General features: G+C 54.6%; 14 protein-coding genes. 2 read left to right on the top strand and 12 right to left on the bottom strand.

What is annotated here, in order from left to right:
• Positions 1-8: 8 nt before the first annotated feature.
• On the bottom strand, positions 9-977 hold the full coding sequence (gene rbsK, locus CRO74_RS30030) for a ribokinase (protein ID WP_097131819.1): 969 nt from the start codon (positions 975-977) through the stop codon (positions 9-11).
• A 272-nt stretch (positions 978-1,249) separates the two neighbouring features.
• Here rbsK and CRO74_RS30025 point away from each other — a divergent pair, with 272 nt between their 5' ends.
• Positions 1,250-2,764: a hypothetical protein gene (locus CRO74_RS30025; protein ID WP_097131817.1), complete on the top strand. Its 1,515-nt coding sequence runs from the start codon at positions 1,250-1,252 to the stop codon at positions 2,762-2,764.
• Here CRO74_RS30025 and CRO74_RS30020 read toward each other — a convergent pair.
• The 5 genes from CRO74_RS30020 to CRO74_RS30000 all read right to left on the bottom strand — a co-directional run bounded on the left by CRO74_RS30020 (position 2,726) and on the right by CRO74_RS30000 (position 8,844).
• A complete protein-coding gene (locus CRO74_RS30020; protein ID WP_097131815.1) occupies positions 2,726-3,292 on the bottom strand; it encodes an RNA polymerase sigma factor in 567 nt (188 codons plus the stop codon). The two genes, CRO74_RS30025 and CRO74_RS30020, sit on opposite strands and share 39 nt — an antisense overlap.
• Before the next feature lie 23 nt (positions 3,293-3,315).
• Positions 3,316-4,164: a ThuA domain-containing protein gene (locus CRO74_RS30015; RefSeq protein WP_097131813.1), complete on the bottom strand. Its 849-nt coding sequence runs from the start codon at positions 4,162-4,164 to the stop codon at positions 3,316-3,318.
• Positions 4,165-4,209: 45 nt separating this feature from the next.
• Positions 4,210-5,595 carry a sugar porter family MFS transporter gene (locus tag CRO74_RS30010; protein WP_097131811.1) on the bottom strand — a complete coding sequence of 462 codons (1,386 nt, stop codon included), beginning with the start codon at positions 5,593-5,595 and terminating at the stop codon, positions 4,210-4,212.
• A 138-nt stretch (positions 5,596-5,733) separates the two neighbouring features.
• The gene (locus CRO74_RS30005; protein WP_097131809.1) at positions 5,734-6,588 is read right to left on the bottom strand and encodes a phytanoyl-CoA dioxygenase family protein; all 855 of its coding nucleotides are present in this window, start codon (positions 6,586-6,588) and stop codon (positions 5,734-5,736) included.
• Positions 6,589-6,630: 42 nt separating this feature from the next.
• Entirely contained in the window at positions 6,631-8,844 is a 2,214-nt protein-coding gene (locus CRO74_RS30000) for an alpha-galactosidase (protein ID WP_097131807.1), read from the bottom strand.
• A 149-nt stretch (positions 8,845-8,993) separates the two neighbouring features.
• Between CRO74_RS30000 and CRO74_RS29995 the strand changes: the two genes are divergently transcribed.
• Entirely contained in the window at positions 8,994-9,908 is a 915-nt protein-coding gene (locus CRO74_RS29995) for an AraC family transcriptional regulator (RefSeq protein ID WP_097131805.1), read from the top strand.
• A 114-nt stretch (positions 9,909-10,022) separates the two neighbouring features.
• Here CRO74_RS29995 and CRO74_RS29990 read toward each other — a convergent pair whose 3' ends face one another.
• The 6 genes from CRO74_RS29990 to CRO74_RS29965 all read right to left on the bottom strand — a co-directional run bounded on the left by CRO74_RS29990 (position 10,023) and on the right by CRO74_RS29965 (position 19,976).
• Positions 10,023-11,456 (bottom strand): RagB/SusD family nutrient uptake outer membrane protein, encoded by a 1,434-nt coding sequence (locus CRO74_RS29990; RefSeq protein WP_097131803.1) that lies wholly within the window; start codon positions 11,454-11,456, stop codon positions 10,023-10,025.
• A gap of 18 nt (positions 11,457-11,474) precedes the next feature.
• A complete protein-coding gene (locus tag CRO74_RS29985) occupies positions 11,475-15,044 on the bottom strand; it encodes a SusC/RagA family TonB-linked outer membrane protein (protein ID WP_097131801.1) in 3,570 nt (1,189 codons plus the stop codon).
• Between the two features lie 27 nt (positions 15,045-15,071).
• Positions 15,072-16,121, bottom strand: a complete 1,050-nt coding sequence (locus tag CRO74_RS29980) for a FecR family protein (RefSeq protein WP_097131800.1) — start codon at positions 16,119-16,121, stop codon at positions 15,072-15,074.
• A 43-nt stretch (positions 16,122-16,164) separates the two neighbouring features.
• Entirely contained in the window at positions 16,165-16,818 is a 654-nt protein-coding gene (locus CRO74_RS29975) for an RNA polymerase sigma-70 factor (protein WP_097131798.1), read from the bottom strand.
• Between the two features lie 184 nt (positions 16,819-17,002).
• Positions 17,003-19,093: an alpha-galactosidase gene (locus CRO74_RS29970; protein WP_097131796.1), complete on the bottom strand. Its 2,091-nt coding sequence runs from the start codon at positions 19,091-19,093 to the stop codon at positions 17,003-17,005.
• A 64-nt stretch (positions 19,094-19,157) separates the two neighbouring features.
• Complete coding sequence (locus CRO74_RS29965) at positions 19,158-19,976, bottom strand: sugar phosphate isomerase/epimerase family protein (protein WP_097131794.1); 819 nt, start codon at positions 19,974-19,976, stop codon at positions 19,158-19,160.
• Positions 19,977-19,983: the final 7 nt, after the last annotated feature.

Below are 19,983 nucleotides of genomic sequence, written 5' to 3'. Positions count from 1 at the left end.
ACGAATGGTCAAATAGAGAGTAGCGGCAGGGAGTCGACCTCCTGCCGGTGGGGCAGTGATGCCTGGGCACCCATCCGGGTAACCGAGATCGACGCGGCCTTACAGGCAAAAGCCACGGCATCGGGCAGGTCGCGCCCCTCGGCGATAGCGACCACCAGCGCCCCGTTAAAGCAGTCGCCAGCCGCCGTGGTATCGACGGCCGTTACGGGCGGAGCGGCAATCATCGACGCGCCCGCCGGTGCGGAGAGGTAAGCCCCCCGCGAGCCAAGCGTAATCACGACGTTGGGTACACCCATTTCGTGTAATCGCCGGGCCGCCTGTTGCGCGGTGGTTTCGTCGGTCACCCGAACGCCCGTGAGCAGTTCCGCTTCGGTTTCGTTGGGGGTGATGACATGAAGACAGGCCAGCACCGCCGGGTCGAGGAGTTGCGCCGGGGCCGGATTCAGCACCACCCGCATACCACGTTCGTGACTCTGCCGAATGGCGTACTCGACGGTTGGAATGGGGGTTTCGAGTTGCAGTAACACAACCGTATGATCGGCATCCGTTTCGGCGGCCAGGGCCTGGGCTACCTGCTCCTGTCCGAGCCGGGCGTTGGCTCCCGACGCCACCATGATGCAGTTCTCGCCTTTGCCATCCACGCCAATGAGCGCTACGCCGGAGGGTTCATCGGCATCCGTCGTCACGAAGTCTGTCCGGATACCTTCCCGCTCGAACTGCTGCAGCGCCTGCCGACCAAAAATATCATTCCCCACATTGGCCACGAAGGTTACTGTCGTGGACGGAATGGGTGAATTCGGATCGGGATTAGGTGCGGTGGCGAGCCGGGCGGCTGCTACGGCCTGGTTGGCCCCTTTGCCGCCGGGATTCATGAGAAATGTACCGCCCAGTACGGTTTCGCCGGGGGCTGGTAGTTTATCGCCCTTGATCACCATATCGGTGTTGGAGCTACCAATGACACAAACAACAGAAGACATGAGGGAAGGAAACAAGTTGTTGAACAAACCTATGGATTAATTGCATCAATCAAAGCCCATTTTTTACCAACTTAGCTATTTCTATCGTTGTTTTTAGAGGGTAAAAATAGTTCATTACGTCTTTGAATACTGTAGCGCGGACGGTCGGCCGCAGCCGTGGGAACCCGCGTAGCCGTCAGGCTAACGAGTTATCATAATTAGCCTGACGGCTACGCGGGTTCCCACGGCTGCGGCCGACCGTCCGCGCTACGATACCATCCAGCTATTCCTACATGACTATCGACGTTCTTCATCCGTTACTTCATTCCCTGACAAAGTCCGAGAAACGGTATTGTCGTTTGCTGACGGGTTCGTCAACGGGCGACAAAGGTTTTCTGCGGTTGCTGGATTGCCTGCTCAGCCACGAAATAATGGGCGACGCCCTCACTGCTGACCTCACCCGACTTTTTCCCGGTGCCACCCTCGAACCAGCCCGCAAATACCTGTACCGGGTAGTGATGCAGAGTCTCCGCCAGTTCGAGCAGGACAAGCGGATCGACGTTCGTATTGGTCAGCTTTTGCACGACAGCCAGATCCTTTACGAACGGGGTCTGGTTCAGTTCAGTCAGGAACAGCTGGAAAAAGCACAGCGGCTGGCCGAGCAGCACGAGCGGGGCCTCTATGTGGTGATGGCAGCCCGGCAACAGGCCGAGCAATGGGTAAAAGGCCAGTTCGACGGGGTCGATGAGCCGACACTGGCCCGACAGCACGGACTGGTTCGACAGCAGGTTGAGCGAACCCAAACGGCCCTGCACCATGCGGCTCTGTACGAAACCCTACTGCTTCGCTACCGCACCCACGGCACCGTTGGCAACGCCACCGATACCCGTCGGCTGAATGATCTGCTGCTGGAAGAACACCAGTTGCTGAACCGGCAGAGCCGAAGCGGGTCGCCGATGCGGTCGTTTGCCATGCAGCAGCAACACCTGCATTTTCAATCGGCTTATTTCCGGATGATTGGCGACGAAGCCGGAAGCCTGCGGGTGTACCGCGAACTGGACAATCTGTTTCAGAACAACCCGACGCTCTGGTCCGAACAGCCATTGTACTACGTTCAGTTGCTGGAAGGCATTCTGTCGGACTTACGGATGCTGGGTCAATACGAGGAGATGCCGTATTTCATCGACCGGCTCCGGGCCATCGACAGCCCGACGCATGGTCTGCACCATACGGTCCCCTATCTGACGCTCTACTATCGGCTTTTACTGGCGATCGACCAGGCACGGTATGCCGATGCAGCTACCCTGTTGGCTACCAATTCTCTGTCGGCGGATGGGCCCACCTTTGAGCGCGGACTTACGCGTCTGGCATTGGGCACCCGCACCGAGTTCGATCTGCTGCTGGTACGTCTTCAGGTGGGTTCGGGCCACTTATCGGTGGCTTTGCACCGACTAAACCGGGTGCTGGCCCTACCCGCCCGTTCGCTCCCCGGCCGACTGTATATGGAGCGGCAACTGATGTGCCTGCTCCTCCACGCCCGACTCGGGAACGCCGATTACCTGACCTACGCCCTGCGCTCGACGGAGCGGAAACGAAAAACCACCAACCGGCAATCGGACGGGGAACGGTTCATTCTGGAGTTGCTTCGGCAATGGCTCAGCGGACGGCTTCAACCAGCGGTTTTAGCCCGGATAGATACCTTCAGCGGCAACTCAGCCGACCAGCAACTGATCCGAAACCTGGATGTACGAGCGTGGGCGGTGGCCTGTTTACACACAAAGACGAACATGCGCCCGCAAGGTCTTTAACGCTACGTTGACGGTGTTATACACGCTTTTGATGGTGATATCCATGACTTCAGCCGCTTGTAGGTAGCTCAGTCCTTTCATGTACACCAGATACAGAATCTCCTTCTGGCGTTTCGGCAACTTGTTCAACTCGTGGATGAGAATAAGTTTTTGCTGGTCCAATATCTGTTCGTCGATCAGTAAACGTTCGTACGGTTGAATCACGAATTCGGCCTTGTCGAAGTTATAGGCGTCAGAATCCAGCTTGTTTAGGCGGGTTACCGTATCCAGCAACCGACGGCGCAAGGCCCGGTAGAGGTAAAACCGAATGTTATCGGTCGGTCCCAAACGCGCCCGATTTTCGTGCAGATGCAGGAATAGTTCGTGCAGACAGTCCTCCACCAGTTGGCGGTTGCGGATCAGGTTATAGCCATACCGGTACAGATCAGCCGAGAAGAGGTCATAAAGTTGTGAGAAAGCAGCCCGGTCGCCACTGCGGAACGTATCCCAGAGTTGCGTATGTTGGCTAACGTTAAGTCGATCGGTCATAGGTGTAGGAAGATTCTCGGTACTTATTTTTCTTTCGGGTCCAGATTCCGGCTTAGCTCCTCGTCCGTAACGGTCGATTGTACGCCACCGGCCGGAACCGGCAATCGGCAGATCCAGCGGCAGGCATTGAGAATGAGTTTACGCAGGTCATCGTTGCGCCAGTTGGTATGAAAATGCAAGCCGGTATTGCCAAAACTTCGTCCGCCATCGGGCCGCTCATACACCCACGACACTACCTCTGGCCGTCCGGGAGCTGCCCGACTGGCAATGGTGTTCCGCACCGAATCGGGCGGGGTAGCTGTCAGGATGGGCGAGATACCGGCACGAAATCGCAGAAAGAAATAGCATTCGTCGTACACCTGAAACGGCTTCACGCCACTCGTAACCGGGTGAACGGGAATCGTCCTGACATCCGATGTCCACATACCGTGGGCCGAATAACTGTCTTCTTTAAAACCACCCAGTATGTCCAGCAGCGGGTCGCCATCACCGGCGGGCAGCGTAACGGCATAGTGCAACGCGGCCACGCCAACACCCCGGCTTACGGCGGCCAGTAACTGGCGTTTGTAGGCAGGTTTCAGCACCAGATGCCCCTGCTTGCCATCCATAAACAGCACAATTCCATCGGCACGGGCCAGCAGCGTGGTGTCGGTGGGCCAGCCGTTGAGGCAAACCGTTACAGACATATCGGGCGAGTTGGCCAGCCATTTCTTCATGAGCAGCGCCCCGGCATTGTATTCATGCTCCCCGGCCTTATGGCTGGGCGTTCCGGCAATGATGACGAGTCGTTTCTGACCCGACGGCTGACTGTTGGCGCGCAAGGATGAGAGACTTAGAAGAACCAGACAGGCGACTAAACGGGAAATACGCATTGGTACATTTCGGGTTTTCATGTGCATAAGCATAAAAGCAGCTCCTCACGCACTCATACGCCTTGTCAACTCACGTTCAATTTCTTCCAGCGATTTCCCTTTCGTTTCCGGCATCCGCACCCGGACGAACAGGAAGTAGACGAAACACAAGACGGCGTGGAAGCCAAACGTCAGCGGCAATCCCCAGTACTGCTTCATGATTGGGAAGGAAGCCGTGGTGAAAAAGTTGGTAATCCACAAAGCCAGTGTTGCCAGCGCCAGCGCATTGCCCCGGATGCGGTTTGGGAAGATTTCGGAGAGAGCCACCCAGGTGACCGGCCCCAGCGTTGCCGAATAAATGGCGATGAACGCCAGTACGAAGACGAGCACCCACGCACCGGGCAGCTGCCAGTAAAAAGCCGCCGATAAGGCCAGCGCGTCGAGACAGAGTAAGATGGACCCGTACTGAAGCAGTTTCTTCCGCCCGATTTTATCAATCGTACTAATGGCGATAAACGTAAAAATGAAGTTGATTACCCCGATGATGATCGACTGCAAGAAGGCCGAATCCTGCGCCATACCCGCCTGTCGGAACAACTCGGGTGCGTAGGAGAACAAGGAATTCTGCCCAACGGCCTGCGAGAAAACCGCGACGACAATACCGATGAAGACGATGGGCCACAGGTCTTTCCGAAACAGATCGTTAACGGACTCTTTGGTCTCCCGCGAAAAACTGGCCTTAATCTGGTAGGCTTCGGCATTGGCGTAGGTCTCTCCGCCAATGCGTGTCAGAATGGCTTCCGCTTCTGGTAACCGCTTTTTGCCGATGAGCCAGCGCGGACTTTCGGCAACGAAGAACAAACCAAAGAAAAACAATAGCGAAGGCACCGACTGCGACGAAAACATCCACCGCCAGTTGTTGACTCCGGCATCCAGCAGCAGGTAATTGGACAGGTACGCCAGCAGAATACCAATGACGATGGACAGCTGGTAGAACGACACCATACGCCCCCGCATGGGAGCGGGCGAAATTTCGGCCACGTACATGGGACATACCAAAGCGGCCGCCCCAACCGCCACCCCACTTAGCATTCGGAAGGTAATGAACAGGGGAAAGGTACCCGCCCAGCCGGTTCCGGCCCCTGTGAGGGCGAAGAGTACGGCACAGCCCATCAGGAGTTTTTTACGCCCCAGCGTATCGCTCAGCTTACCGCCCATGAGTGCACCAATAGCCGCACCGAGGTTGATACAGCCCACGGCCCAGCCCGTCTGAAACTCGTTCAGTTGAAAGTGTTTCGTAAAAAAGGGAACGGTACCGGAAATAATGACCAGATCGAATCCGAACAAAACCCCACCTAGCGCAGCAATGGCACTAATGAGGTACACGTAATTCCGGTTTACTACCCCCTCAACTGGGTTAGTGTCAACGGTAGATTGAATGATAACGGCCATGAAAGTTTAGGGGTTAGCGATGGTTTTGCCACAGACCGGGACGCCGGTGCGGATACACGGAGAAGCACAGACCGGGCCGCCGGAGCGGACTCACAGAGGAAAAAGAAGAAAAGCTCTGTGAATCTCTGTGGCAAAACCTCATTTCAATGACACATCCGCTTCTTTGCTCAAAAACGCGGCTCCCTCTTCCACCAGTCCGGCAGCATCCCAGGTCAATAGCGCTTCGTTGGGAACCACATCGATAGGCGTAATGCTCGACCGGGACGATGATGATTCGTTATACCCAATATTCGACTGCCGGTTATAGCACGAAATCATCGACCAGCGCGGTTTGTCGGACAAATTGGCCTCGGAACGATGGAGAATATTGCTGTGGAAGAAAAGGACATCGCCCGCTTTCAATTCCACATAGACCAGCTCCATCGTTTTCAGCGCCAGGTCGACGTAGCGTTGGGAAGCGCCCACCTGTTCGCCCGCGAAACCGTGTTCGACCCGGCCCATTTTGTGCGACCCTTTGATAACCTGCAAACAGCCGTTCTCCCGGTTGGCGTCGGTAATGGCCACCATGACCGACATCATCTGGTCGGGCAGTAAAAACTCATTTTTATACCAGTAGCCATAATCCTGATGCCACTCCCAGGCCCCTCCTACCCGCGGCTCTTTCTGCATGAGCTTGGAATGAAAATGGCAAACTGTGTTCACAGAAGGTGACGCATCAGGTGAATCAAGCAGCTTATCCACCGACTCGACCAACTGCCGACTACGCGTGAGCAGGCCATACACATCGTCGCCGGGTTTGTACCACAGCGACAGTTTGCTGCGCTTGCCCGTGCTGTCATTTACGTTGATGGCATGTTTACTGATCGCGCTATCCTCAATGGCGACGTTATATAGCTTTTCAACTTCGCTGGCATTCAAAAATCCCCTGATAATCAAGTAACCATCCTGACTATACTGCTCAATTTGCTCGGGTGTTAACGATTCGTTTGTCATGATTGCTTGTCGTTTTACACGATAGATTGTGGTTATATTCCTTTACTCATTCCCTCCCAACCCCGAACGGGGTTGACTACGATTAACCGGGGGTACAACCCCCGGACTCCTCGGACTGACCGGACTCTCCGGCCCACCCTGAATCTCAAAAAGCTCTCCGACATACGTACCCGGCAGGGTTAAGGGAAAACCCGTCGTTTGCAGCACCTGCCCGGTCAGGGAAGCCACTACCTTTCCATTCATCGATTTGACCTGATACCGTTTTGCCGGATCGAGGTGCCGGATCGTTATCATCCGCTTCGTTTCGGTAGCGCCGTGCTTAAAAACACCAATGATACCACCCTGCTTTGTTTCGGTATTTATTCGCTGAAAACCATCCCACATACCTTCCATCGGTTCACCAAAGCCGGGCAGGTCCTGCCGGTAGCTCATGATCTGATGTCGGTTTTCCATCAATTGCAGCCAATCGGCATAGGCCCGGTATTTTTTCAGGTCTGGTGCGGCTAATTTACGGGGGTCGCCGAGCATGATGGGCAGGGCACCCGCCAGCGATTTAATGTGCATTTCCCAGCCCTTGTCCTCCATTTCGGGATTGCCGATCACCAGCGCTGTAGCGGGCATAGCGGGCGAACGCCACCAGGCCATATTCCTCACGCGCAGGTCTAATTTCGCATCAGGCCCATTAAAGTTGGACATCCAGTCACCCTCGGCATGTTTGAGCATGGCGTAGTCGATGAGTTGCAGGCCACCCATCGTCTCAAACGTGCAGTCGATAAACAGGTTGGGCTTCGCGGCATGCAGTTCATCAAACAACTTCCAGACCTCTTCGTAATTACTGTACAGAGATTCGTGGTGATCTTTGTGCCCTTGGTGATGTTGTGCGTAACAGCCGGTTACTTTATTGCCGAACCGGTAGGTGCTGGTTACGACCGTAAAATCCAGCTTCAGGTATTCCAGCCCATACTCCAGCGCCAGTTTCAGGAGAACGTCCTTGATGTAGCCGCGCCAGGGTGTGCCGAAACAAGCGGTACGCATATTCTGGACATCTTCATGCAGGTTGGCAGGTTGCTGGTTTTCGTCCAGCACGAACCAATCGGGGTGAGCCTGGTAGACTTTACTGTCGGGCGAGGCACTGCCCACGCTAACCCATAAGCCCGGCTTCATTCCCAGCGATTTGATGTAGTCGAAAACGGGTTTCAGCCCGTTGGGAAATTTCTTTTTGTCGATGACCCAGTCGCCATAATTATCCGCCCAGCCATCGTCGATGATAAACTCTTTCATCCCGGCATCGGCGGCCGCTTTGGCCAGTTCCATCACCAGCTTCTCATTGATATTCTGTCGAAAAGGCACCCAGGTGTTGTAAACAAACGTGGGTTTCTGGGCGAGCTCGGAAAGCCGGATACCCATGTGCTTACGAACAAAGTCCGGGACGGCCGTATTCAGGATTTCGTCGGGGTCTTTATGGTTGTTATACACCATCGTAAATACCTGCGGTGTCGTGAACAACTCGCCCTTGCCAATGTACTTCCGAAAGGGAAAGCGGGCATTCTTGTGCGTCAGTCCGCTCAGAATGGCGGGCTCATCCCAAAAAACCGACGTATGTTTCACCACCCCGGCGGCCTCATTGCCAATAACGATGCCCTGTTGCCAATCGCTGTTGTGAACCGTCAGCAGCGCATCCTGGAAATTCCCGTCGTAGGGGCCGATTGACCGCCGACGGCCGTAATCGTGGCAAATCCAGCTAAACGTCGTAGCGTAGTAAGGGGTCGCGATCAACTTCTCCACGTCGACCGATTCCAGCCGAACCGGCTCGTTGGTCAGGTTTTTTATGGATAAGCTCTTGCGGATAACGGGAAGGTTGGGGTACAGCAGGAAGTTGATGGTCAGTTCGACGTTCCCGTCTTTACTTTGCAGGGTTACCGCAGCTCCGTCGCCCTGTTTGGTATCGGTGATTTTCTGAACCGTGACCAGCTTCCAGTCGCCGGAACCGGTATAGATTTTATCGTTGATCTCGAACTGAAAGTCAGGATTCGTTTTCTGAAAGTATCTGAATGTACCCACAACCGGCTTGTATTCGGTTGTCAGAAAGCTGCCTTCTGAAGCTGGAAGTTTGATGGTACGCTGAACGACGCCATTGGACAGCACCAGCTCCGACGCCGTCCAGTTGGCGAAGGGAGGATTTGCTGTAGCCGATTGCGCTAATGACTTAGTCAACGCCAAACTTATCCATAAAACAATCCAGCAAGTGTTCTTCATAAAGCGGTTTTTTCCCTGACAAGGTTGACAGCCAATTGCATTTTACATCCACAAAATTCAGCTATTCCAAGAAATACCAAATGAAGAATTTTGGCATAAACATGGATTATTCTATCTTCGACCACTTTAGCGGACTAACACCGATGTGAATGAGTGCTGTAACGCGAAAAAGTCGGGGATTTACAGGGGAGCGCATCATCGAAATACCAAAGGACATGGTCGACAAATGCCTTCAGATGCCATTGATCAACAGGCTGTTCATTACCCGCATGGGAGTTTACCCAAAAGCGCTTTATCATTATTACCAGCGTCCGGTAGGCATTTCGCAGGTAATTTTATTGTACTGTACCGATGGGCAGGGTTGGATACAGTTACCGGGCGGGAGGTTGACCATTTTGGCTGGTGACGTATTTGCCATTGCACCGGGCACACCGCATTCGTACGGTGCTGATGCCGATAACCCCTGGTCAATTTGCTGGTTCCACTTCAGCGGAAACCAATGTCATGAGGCTGTACAAGCCATTATGGACGACCGAAGCGGTTCGCCACAAGCCGTTCGCGTCCCTTTTTCGGAAGAACGAACGCTGTTGTTCAACCGGATCTTGGATACGTTCCTGAAAGGCTACAGTACCTCGAATCTGCTGTATGCCAATCTGGCCGTTCCGTTTTTTCTATCCTCCTTTATTCTGCCGGAAAACTTCCAGAAAGAGGTCGTGAGCAGTGGTATCGTTAACCCGACCGACAAGGCTATTCGGTTCATGCAGAACAACCTATCCCGATCGGTCACGCTGGACAATATTGCTCAGGCGGCCCATTTATCGACCTCCTTTTGTTCGCGGAAATTCAAGCAGGATACCGGGTATGCACCCATCGAATACTTTAACCATTTACGCATTCAGAAAGCCTGTCAGCTACTCCATTTCAGTGATCTGCGAATCAATGAGGTGGCCGCACAATTGGGTATCGACGATCCGTTCTACTTCTCCCGGCTGTTCAAAAAGCAAATGGGCGTCTCCCCCGCCGAGTACCGGAAAAGCGAAGGAATCCAGCGCAAAATAACGTAGCGCGGTTCTTTAGTCCTCGTAGCCGTCAGGCTAAAGTAAGGCTATGTTGTTAACCTTATCTTAGCCTGACGGCTACGAGGACTAAAGAACCGCGCTACAGAAAAACGTACAGGCTCAGTACCCTGAATTCTGCTTTATCTTGCTCGGGTTAATATCGATCTGACTTTGTGGAATCGGGAAAACGAGGTTGTTTTCGGTCAGAGCTGTTTTGATGCCGATGGTGGCCGCTTTGGCCTGCATAACCGGCAACGCCCGGCCCGTTCGAACCAGATCGAACCAGCGATGCCCCTCAAAGGCCAGTTCAACCCGACGCTCCTGCTCGATGGCCAGCCGCAGGTCGGCCTGCGTGGTAATGGCTTTATCAGCCAAGCCCACTCGCTTCCGAACCTGATTTAGAAACGGTAACGCTTCGGCAGGTTTGCCGGTTTCGTTGAGTGCTTCGGCATACATCAGCAACACATCGGCGTACCGCAGCACATACCAGTTGTCTTCCGAGTCGCCGTTGACGATCGGGGGGTCGGCGTATTTTTTGATGTAGTAATAATCGACCTTCACCCCGCTGCTGTTCACGTAACTACTCGCCAGCGACACGTTTCGGCGGGGGTCATTAGCTTCGTAGCTATTGTCCAGATCGGGCGTTGGCCGGTTGTTGCCTCCTCCGCCAAAGGTAATGACCGCGTTGCCGGAGTTCTCCGGGGCGTAGGCGTTGGCAAAGCCGCTGCCCTCGCCGATGTTCCCTTTCTTGTACTGCACTTCAAAGATTGACTCCCGCCCATTCTTGTTCGCCGGTTTGAACAGATCGGCGTAGTTGGGTTGCAAGGAGTAAGTGCCCCGGTCAACAACTTCCTTCAGTTTCGCAGCGGCATCGGCATAGCGTTTCTGGGTAAGGTACACCTTGCCCAGCAGACTTTTAGCGGCACCGTTCGTAGCCCGGCCCACATCGGCACCGGTATAGGAAACGGGCAGCGAGGCATCAGCATCCGTCAAATCCTTCACGATCTGCGCGTACACATCCGCTACCGGTGCCCTGCCAAATTCATAGCCCTGTAAGGGGTCGGTAATTTCGGTCAGCACCAGCGGCACATCGCCAAAAACGCGCACCAGGTTAAAATACATCAGAGCCCGCAGGAATTTGGCTTCACCCACAATGCGTTTCTTGAGGGTTTCGTCCATCGTGATCCCGGCAATTCGATCGATAACGGCGTTGGTCCGGTAAATGCCCCGATAGCCATCGCTCCAGCGAGACAGTAAAAAGGGGTTAGTCGTGCGGACGTAAAACTTATCGAACTCATCCTGATCCGTCACCGAACCGGATAGAACCGGCGTGGTATCATCGGACGGGATTTCGGATACGACGTAAAGCTGCCCGTACTGACCACCAGCTTGTAGAGCGCCATAAGCGCCGTTAAGGGCCGTCAATACATCGGATTGTGACTTAAAAAAGGACGTTGTACCCACCGCCGAAACGGGAGACAGGTTCAGAAACTGCTCTTTACAGGCGGTCAGGCTCAGGGTAAGTAATCCGGCAAGAATATATCTAGTTTTCATGATGCTCAGAGAGTAGGATTAAAAGCCCAGGTTTAAACCAATGGTGTACGTACGCGCCAGCGGATAGGAACCGTAGTCGACCCCGCCCGTCAGCGGCCCTTCGTAGCCACTCACTTCGGGGTTGTAAGCCAGATACTTCGAAATCGTAATGGCATTCTGCACACCGGCATACACCCGCAGCGACTGTACTTTTATCTTCTGCAATGGCGTGCGCGGCACGTTATAACCCAGCGTGATGTTCCGGATCCGGAAATACGTAGCACTTTCCACCCATCGGCTCGATACCTGGTTGTTGTTACCCGTCGAACGCGTATTGGCCCGTGGGGTTTTGCCATCGCCGGGGTTCTGCTCCGACTGCCAGCGATTCAGGACCGTCGTGAGTGAGTTGGCATTTCCTTCCAGGTTCTCGTAGAATCGACGGGAGAGGTTCAGAATTTGACCGCCCTGTACACCCTGCGCCACAATGTTCAGGTCGAAGCCTTTGAACGAAAACGAGTTGGTGATGCCGTAGATAAAATCGGGCTGGTTGTTGCCGATCAGCGTCCGGTCGTCGGCGTTGAGTTTGCCATCGTTGTTTACATCCGCAAATTTCACATCGCCGGGACGGCTGTCGGCAAAGTGCGGATACGCGTCTAGTTCAGCCTGATTCTGGAAAATTCCCAGTTGCTGGTAGCCGTAGAAACTGCCCAGCGGCTGCCCGATCACGGTAATATTGGTTTCGCCAACGCCCGTACCGCTTCGGATGGCATCGCCCGTGGGTCCGAGGGCCAAGACTTTATTTTGGTTGAACGACAGGTTGAGGTCGGTGTTCCAGGTAAAGCCGGTGCCCGACCCGTCGATGTTACGCGTCGACAACGAGAACTCCATCCCTTTGTTTTCCACCTGACCAATGTTTCGCACGGCCGTTGAGAAGCCGGTCAGCGTTGGTACCTGCACCGAAAGCAGCAGATCGGTCGTGATCCGTTTGTAATAATCTACTGTGAACAGAATCCGATTCTGGAACAGGCCCAGATCAAGCCCGACATCGGTTTGCCGACTCCGCTCCCAGCCCAGTTGCGGGTTGGCGATACTACTGGTTGCCAGTCCGTTTGCCAGGGCATTTCCCAGCACGTAGTTGTCTTTGCTCAACACACCAATGGCCGGGTAATTGCTGGTAAACGCATTATTGCCCGACAAACCGTAACTGGCGCGTAGTTTCAGGTCCGAGATAACGGGAATCGTTTTCATGAAGGGTTCTTCGATGATCCGCCAGCCCACCGATGCCGACGGGAAGGTACCGAAGCGGCTGGTCTCCCCAAAGCGTGACGACCCATCCCGCCGAACCGATGCATTGAACAGGTATCGATCTTTGAAGCTATAGGTAAAGCGGGCAAAATACGACGCCAGCGACCATTCATTTTGGGTGGATGTACCCCCGGTAATGGTCCCGGCGTTGACGGTCCGTACAATGTCGTTCGGAAAATTATTTGCATTGATCAGACTTTCTTCAAAATCATTACGCTGCGACTCCAGACCGACCAGCGCATCCATATGGTGCGTTGTACCCAGATCGAGCGTGTAGCTCAGCGTGTGGTTCGTTACCCAGTTGATATTCTGGTTCGTGTACGCCGAACCCGTGCTGACGTTTGGCGGCAGAAGCTGGTTCAGGACAATAGCCGAGGTCTGGTACTGGTTTTGGCGGAGGTAGTTCAAATCGCCCCCGAGGGTACCCCGGTAGCGGAGTGATTTCCAGATCGACAGTTCGGCGTAGGCGCTTCCCAGCAACCGAAGCTGCGTAACGCGGTTGTCGACTTCGGTGATGTTGGCCACCGGGTTGGTAATGCCTGGCCAGTCGTAAGGAGCCGCATAAAACGCCTGTGAGTTGTAGGTCGTGCCGTTGGCCTGATAAATGGGAATAAACGGCGGCAGCGACAAAGCCGCATTGATGATCCCGTTGCCCGCCCAGTGTCCATCGGAGTTGACCCGATTTTCCGCCATAAAGGTTGGGCTGAAACTCAGGCCGACTTTCAGCTTCGACGAAAGCTGGGCGTCGATGTTGGACCGCACCGTGTAGCGGTCGATACCGGATTTCTTGATGATACCGTCCTGCTTCAGGTAGTTACCCGAAATAAAATACTGCACTTTTTCGGTGCCGCCCGAGGCCGATAGCTGGTAATTGCTGATGGGTGCCTTGCGGAAAATCATGTCCTGGTAGTCGTAGGTGGTCAGGCTGGCCGGATCATCGAAGTTCACCCCGGCGAACTCGCCCCTTGGATAGCGGTATCGCTGCCCCGCCGGACGCGCACTGTTGGGGTCGTTGACCGACGAGCCCGACACCCGCTCCAGATAGGCCGTGTTAAAGGCCTGTTTGGAAAATTCGGCGAATTGCTGGGCGTTCAGCATCTCCATTTTCTTGCTGATCTCCTGCGTACCGGTATAATAATCGAAGTTGATCCGGCTCTGCCCCGATTTACCCCGTTTGGTCGTGATCATAATTACGCCGTTGGAGCCACGAGACCCGTAAATAGCGGTGGCCGAAGCATCTTTCAGTACGTCGATCTTGTCAATATCGTTGGGGTTCAGCTGGTTTAGTCCACCGGCGTTCGTCTGGCTACCGGAGTTAAGCGGCTGTCCATCAATAACGACCAGCGGCCCGTTGCCCGCGCTGATGGAGCCAAGTCCCCGCACTTTGATGGAGGGCGCGTTGCCCGGCGCACCCGTGTTCTGCTGGATCAACACGCCCGGCATGCGGCCCGTGAGGCCCTCAACTACGTTTGTAACGGGCTGATCTTTTATACTTTGCGTTTGCAGAGAAGCGACCGATCCCGTCAGTTCGCGCCGGTTTTGGGTGCCGTAACCAACTACCACGATCTCGTTCAGGGTCTTGTCGTCACTGGTCAGTGTTACGTTCACCGTGTTTCTGCTGCCAACCAGGACTTCCTGGGTCGCATAGCCGATGAAGGAGAAGACGAGCGTGAGGTTGTTGCCAACATTCTGGTCCGGCACGTTGACCCGGTAATTACCGTCGCCATCCGTGGTGGTGCCCCGGCTGGTGCCTTTTACGACCACGCTCACACCGGGCAGGCCGCTGCCGGTCGAACCATCGGTAACCCGGCCGCTAAGGGTCTGGTCGGCCGTAACAAAACTTACGGTTTTAGCCTGTAACTGGCCAATCTGGTTCATTTCCGCCTGACTGGTGCTGGCAACGGATGCCAGTTGCAGCAGGGGTACTTCCAGCGCAGACGTCTGTTTCCCGGTCTTTTTATCGGCAAGTACCAGATAGACGCCCGGCTTCACCTTCGTGAACCGAAGCCCTTTCGAGTTCAGCACTTTGGTCAGATTATTTTCCAGTGAAGCGGCCGGGTCTACACTGGCCGGATTGACAAAGTGATCGCTCACCAGCCGATCTTCAAACAGAATATCGACCTGATACCGTAGTTTGAACTGGTTCAACACTTCGCGGAGTTGAACGGCCTGTGGACTCGCAACCTGATGCGTTGTTCGGGTAAATGCTTTGGCCGTTGCCAAAAATTGAGCCCGTCCGGTATGGCTCACCGTCAGTTGCAAACTGAGCAGAAAGACACTGAATAAGCGTACAGAATACATCATTTAGGTGGTTAGTTTTTGTGATAGGCATTAATCGGTGAAAGACACCCGGTCGTTCTCCCGGATGTAATTTACTTGCAGCAACTGGGCAATCAGCTTCAATAACTCATTGGCGTTCTGAGCCGTAAACGAACCCGAAATGGTACGACCGGCCAACTGCGACGTGCCGATGGTTACGACCAGGCCGTAGTTTTCGTGGAGTATATCGGCGATTTCCCGTAACGACGTTTGGTCGAAGTTGAATCGGTGATCTTTCCACGCGGCCATACTTTCGGGGTGCGCCGTTCGGGTCAAGTCCAGTTTCCCCTGCCGGTTGAGTGTCACCAGATCGCCGGGCTGCATGATCAGGGGTGGCGTCGTTTTCTGCCCGGTCGTCAGCTGAACACGCCCCGACCGGAGGGCCACCCGTGTAGCGCGTTCACGGCTGAAGACGGTGAACTGCGTACCGAGTACCGTTACCTTCAGCCCTCCGGGCGTCATGACGACAAATCGCCGATTGTTGGGCAGATGCCGAATCGAAAAGTCAGCCTCTCCGGTCAGTTCCACCATGCGTGGGTTCTCGTGGGCGGAGTCGGCGATGAGGGTCCGGTTACCAACTCCGATTGACGTACCGAACCAGCGCGAATACCGGAGCGAAGAATTGGCATTCATCGTCACCGCCGACCCATCGGGTAACGTCAGGCTGCGGGTTTCGCCAAAGCCGGTCCGGACGGTTTTGTACAGTAGCGCATCGCGAAACAGCCAGCCAATAGCCATGAGCAGTAACGCCACCGATGCCGCCAGCAGACCGCTGCGGCTTATCCACCCGCCCCAGCGGCTGATGGTCCAGGTTTTGGGGGGTGGTTCCTGCTCCTCAACAGCGGGGAACGTATTGTTGATGCGCTGCGCCGTTTTTTCGTAGACGAGCTGCCAGTTTGTGTTGGTTTGCAACCGGTTCATTTCCCACTCGTGCAGCCACTGGTAGTATAATTCCCGGTTACTCCCTTCTGACAGCCAGCTCTCAACCGATTTCTTCTGTAACGGACTCACCCGACCCGAAAAATAGTCGAACAGAACCGCTTTGTTGACGAGATCTTCCATGAACAAATGTTTGCCTGTTGGACACAAGCGGAGCGTATTACCCTTAGTGAAGAAATTGAAAAAATAGCAGACCCATCGGCAGAAACACCCGGCGCAGTTGTTGAAGGGCGCGAGCCATGTGGGCTTCGACGGTTTTGAGAGCCAGGCCCAGCTCATCGGCGATTTCCTGATTTTTTCGGTTCTCGAACCGACTCATCAGAAAGATGCGCTGGCATTGCGGGGGCAATTCCTGGATTACTTTTTCGACCCGCTGGAACGTCTCATCATATTCGATGAGCGTCTGGGGCGTTTCATCCTGACCCGTATCGCCCAGATCATCGAGCGACGTGGCGGTACGGTTGCCGGTTAATTCGTCGCGGAGGTAATTGAAGGCCCGGTGCCGGACGGCCGCGTAGAGATAGGTTCGGTAGCTATGCTGAACAGTGGCGTAACTGCCCGATTTCCAGAGTTGATAAAAAACCTCACCAACGATGTCCTCGGCCACCTCACGGGTGTACACGAAGCGCACGGCATGGCTGCAAAGGGGTCGAAAATAAAGCCTGAACAGCGTCTCAAACCCTTTTTCGGGCGAGCTGGCAAAGGCCGATCGAATAATATGTTCGTTATCAACAACGGATGTTACCCGTTCAGGATTGGGCAACATCCGTCGCAGATGCTGGTCTTGAGCAGGTATGAGGTTACCTTCAGATCCGGTCATTGGTTTAGCAGTCAGGTGCCAGAATGACACGGATAAGCGGCCTTACCCTTAGTCAGATCCTGCGTATTTTAAAAATATTCTCAATTTTTTCACAAAATGATCTAGTTACAGTGGTCATTCGCTCTACTCTGTCTGGAACGTCAATTCTCAAGGGGTGCGGTTACTGTTTCAGCCATCTTGCACCTCAATTCATCACTGTGTACCGGTACAGCGCAAAGTTATTTGCGGCAGGCAATGTCATTAGCAGGTTTCCTTCTCCGGTCACGACTTGTTCGAAGGCTTTCCCCGCACCAGCCACGGTTTGCAGGCGAACCCGTTTACCAGCGGGCAGCCAGGTTTTAACCGTTTCCTGAGCATTGGGTGTATCCTCCCGAAAAACGAGTAGAAACCCTTCTTTTTCCGACCGGATGGATTGAAATCCCGTCCAGCTTTTGCCGCTGGGTTCGTCGCCAATAGGCAGAATGTGCCCCCCGTGAACCTGTGTCTGAATAGTTCGGTACGTCTTAATGAGTGTAGCCGTTTGAAAAGCCTCGGCAGGCAGACCAGTGGCCTCGAACCAGGCCAGCGGCTGAGCCATCATCGTGATGGCAAACAGGTAATCGAAGGAGTAGTTGGCCGGCGCAAAGCGGTCTCCTGCGGGGTACTTGTCGGCATTGCGCCACTTGTTGAGAAACTCGATCTGCAGGTTTTGGGACGGCACGTACTTCGACAGATTCCAAAGGTTACGGAGTGTCCAGTAGGGGTAATAGTTGGTCCAGTCGGTGTAGCGGTTTTCCAGAAACAGGTTGCCGTATTCGTTCATGAAATGGTACCCGTTACGCCGACCGGCCGTTACGTCCATATTGAAGATCACCTCATAATTGGTGGCTGCCATAACCGTATCGAGGAATTTCCGGAAGTTGGTCTCGGCGGTTTTGTCAGGAATCTGGACGAGGTCAATTTTGAAGGTCCGAATGCCGTACTGTTTATACAGGCCGATGAGCGCCTGTGCGTCTTTATCCCAATGGGCAAAGCTATTGTCGACGCTGGGGCTGAACCACAGTCCCAGTTCGATACCCAGTTTTTTGGCGGCATCGATAACGGGTTTCAGGCCGTTGGGGAACCGTTCGGGGTCCGGCTTCCAGTAGTTCGGATTTTTCCAGATGTCTTCACTGCTACCCCCCGGCGTGGCGGAGTTCATCGACTTGCCCAACTCCCAGCCATCGTCGATCTGAAAACGGGTAACGCCCAGCTGAGCCGCTTTCTGCAATTCGGTGATGATGAACTGCTCCCTGATTTTGGTGTCTTTGTTGCGGTCGCCCCAGGTATTCATCATGATCATTTCGTCGCGGTCGGCGCGTCGGGGGCGTTTGGCATCCTGGTAGCTGCGGAGCGTTTGCAGGCCATCCAGCTCCGACGACCCGCCCAGCCCGAGGGTATAGCCGTAGCCGCGAACCCAGTCCGTTTCAGACACATCCGAGGGCAAAATACCCGCGCCAACGGTCTGAACACTGCCGTTCTTCACCAGAAAATCGAACCCCGGATTGGCTAACTGAATCACCGAAACGGGCGACTCTTTCAACACGAAAAACGATGACCCGGAAAGCCCATCGGTCAGCCATAGTAGATTGCCTTTCAGAAAACCCGGCTGGCGATACAGGTTGTAGGGCACTTCCGTAACCAGCGTATTGTTGCGGTCGGTCATGTCGGCGAATTCAACGGCCCGCCCCCGCCAGTGATTTCCCGCCAGCGCCAGCTTGTCCATTACCGGCACGGCAGCGGCAAATTTGTTCAGGTCGTTCTGTGATTCGATATTCTTGAAATCCATCCCGGCCGCCGACTTTCCAGCCGCCTGCTGCCACTCGGGCGAGGCTTTCCCGCGCAGGTAAAATGTACAGTTCAGGGCAGCGATGGTGGGGTAAATCCGAAACTCCCGCCGAACGTCCAGTGAACCAAGGTGGGTGATCACGCTCACCGCCAGGTGGTCGGTCTGGTTGGGCTGACTGACTACCTGTTTTGTTGTGAGTTCTCCTTTCCCGGTGGGCGTTGTATGGCCCGGAAAGACGCAATCGGCATCGGTGCTGACCCATTTCCAGGTCTGGTTCCTCTTTTTATCAGTCAGGCTCAGGGTGATCAACTGCCCGTTGTTCCAGCGAAAACGCCGGGCCATGAGGTCGTTTTCGAGAACAAGCGTATCGTTGCTCAGGCTGGCCCGGCAACTTTGTACCTGGGCAAGCACCCGGCCTGAAGGGATCAGGCAAAGGTGCAGCACAAAGAGGAGTAAAATTCGTCGCATTGGACAGGATTAAGTGTGTTTATTTTGACAGGATTAACAGGATTGAAAAGCACGGCAAATCCTTTTAAAAAACTAATTTAGCATACCGCTCTTTCAGCAGGTTCATCATGAATACATTGATCTCCCACTGGTTGCCAATGGGCAATTGGGTGTAGGGCATAACCGGCATGTAGGTTGCCGGTCCGAACTCGGTCGTGACGGTCAGCTGCGTACCGGCGGCTGTATGCGTCTGGACAATCCGATCCCACCAGGCCAGATGCGTGCTGAGCGTCGTCGCCCATTCCGGAGCGCGGGGATCGTTGACCTGCGGCCCTTCCGGATGCCCCACCCGGCTGTGGATATGGTCGGTGTGGGCAATGGCCAGATTGACAGCGTCGGTCTGGTCATCCAGCAGCGACTCATGGACGTTGCACCAGTGCGAAATGTCGAGGCAAATGCGCAGGTCGGGCAACTGAGTTAGGTAGTTCTGAGCGATATGGGCGGCAAACAGGGCTTTCCCCCGGTGCGTTTCGTGCGTGATACGGACACCCGTTTCGGTTGAGATTCGGGTAGCAATGTCAAAAAGCTGTTTGTTCTGATCGAACGAAAAATAATCCTTACCCGTCTGGCAGTTGATGAACAGCGGCTGGGCTTCGACCAGATTGCGGAGGTACTTTTCGTAATTCCGCCCGTGTTCATCCAGGTCGCGCTCGAACGACTGCCAGTACTGCCCAATGAACTCCAGGTCATGTTCGCGTAGGGTATCGACGATTGCCTGCCGGGCATCGGCCTCCAGCGGCAGTGCCATTTCGATACCATCGTAACCAGCCGCTTTTACGCGTTGGCAGAACATTGGGAAAGGCAGCGTATTTCCCCATTCGGGGGCGTAAAATTTGATTGGCATCGGGCAG

The sequence above is a fragment of the Spirosoma fluviale genome, from assembly GCF_900230225.1.
Lineage (GTDB): Bacteria > Bacteroidota > Bacteroidia > Cytophagales > Spirosomataceae > Spirosoma > Spirosoma fluviale.
The sequence above is the reverse complement of the archived record's forward strand: the minus strand, read 5'-3'. Positions and strand labels throughout refer to the sequence as shown.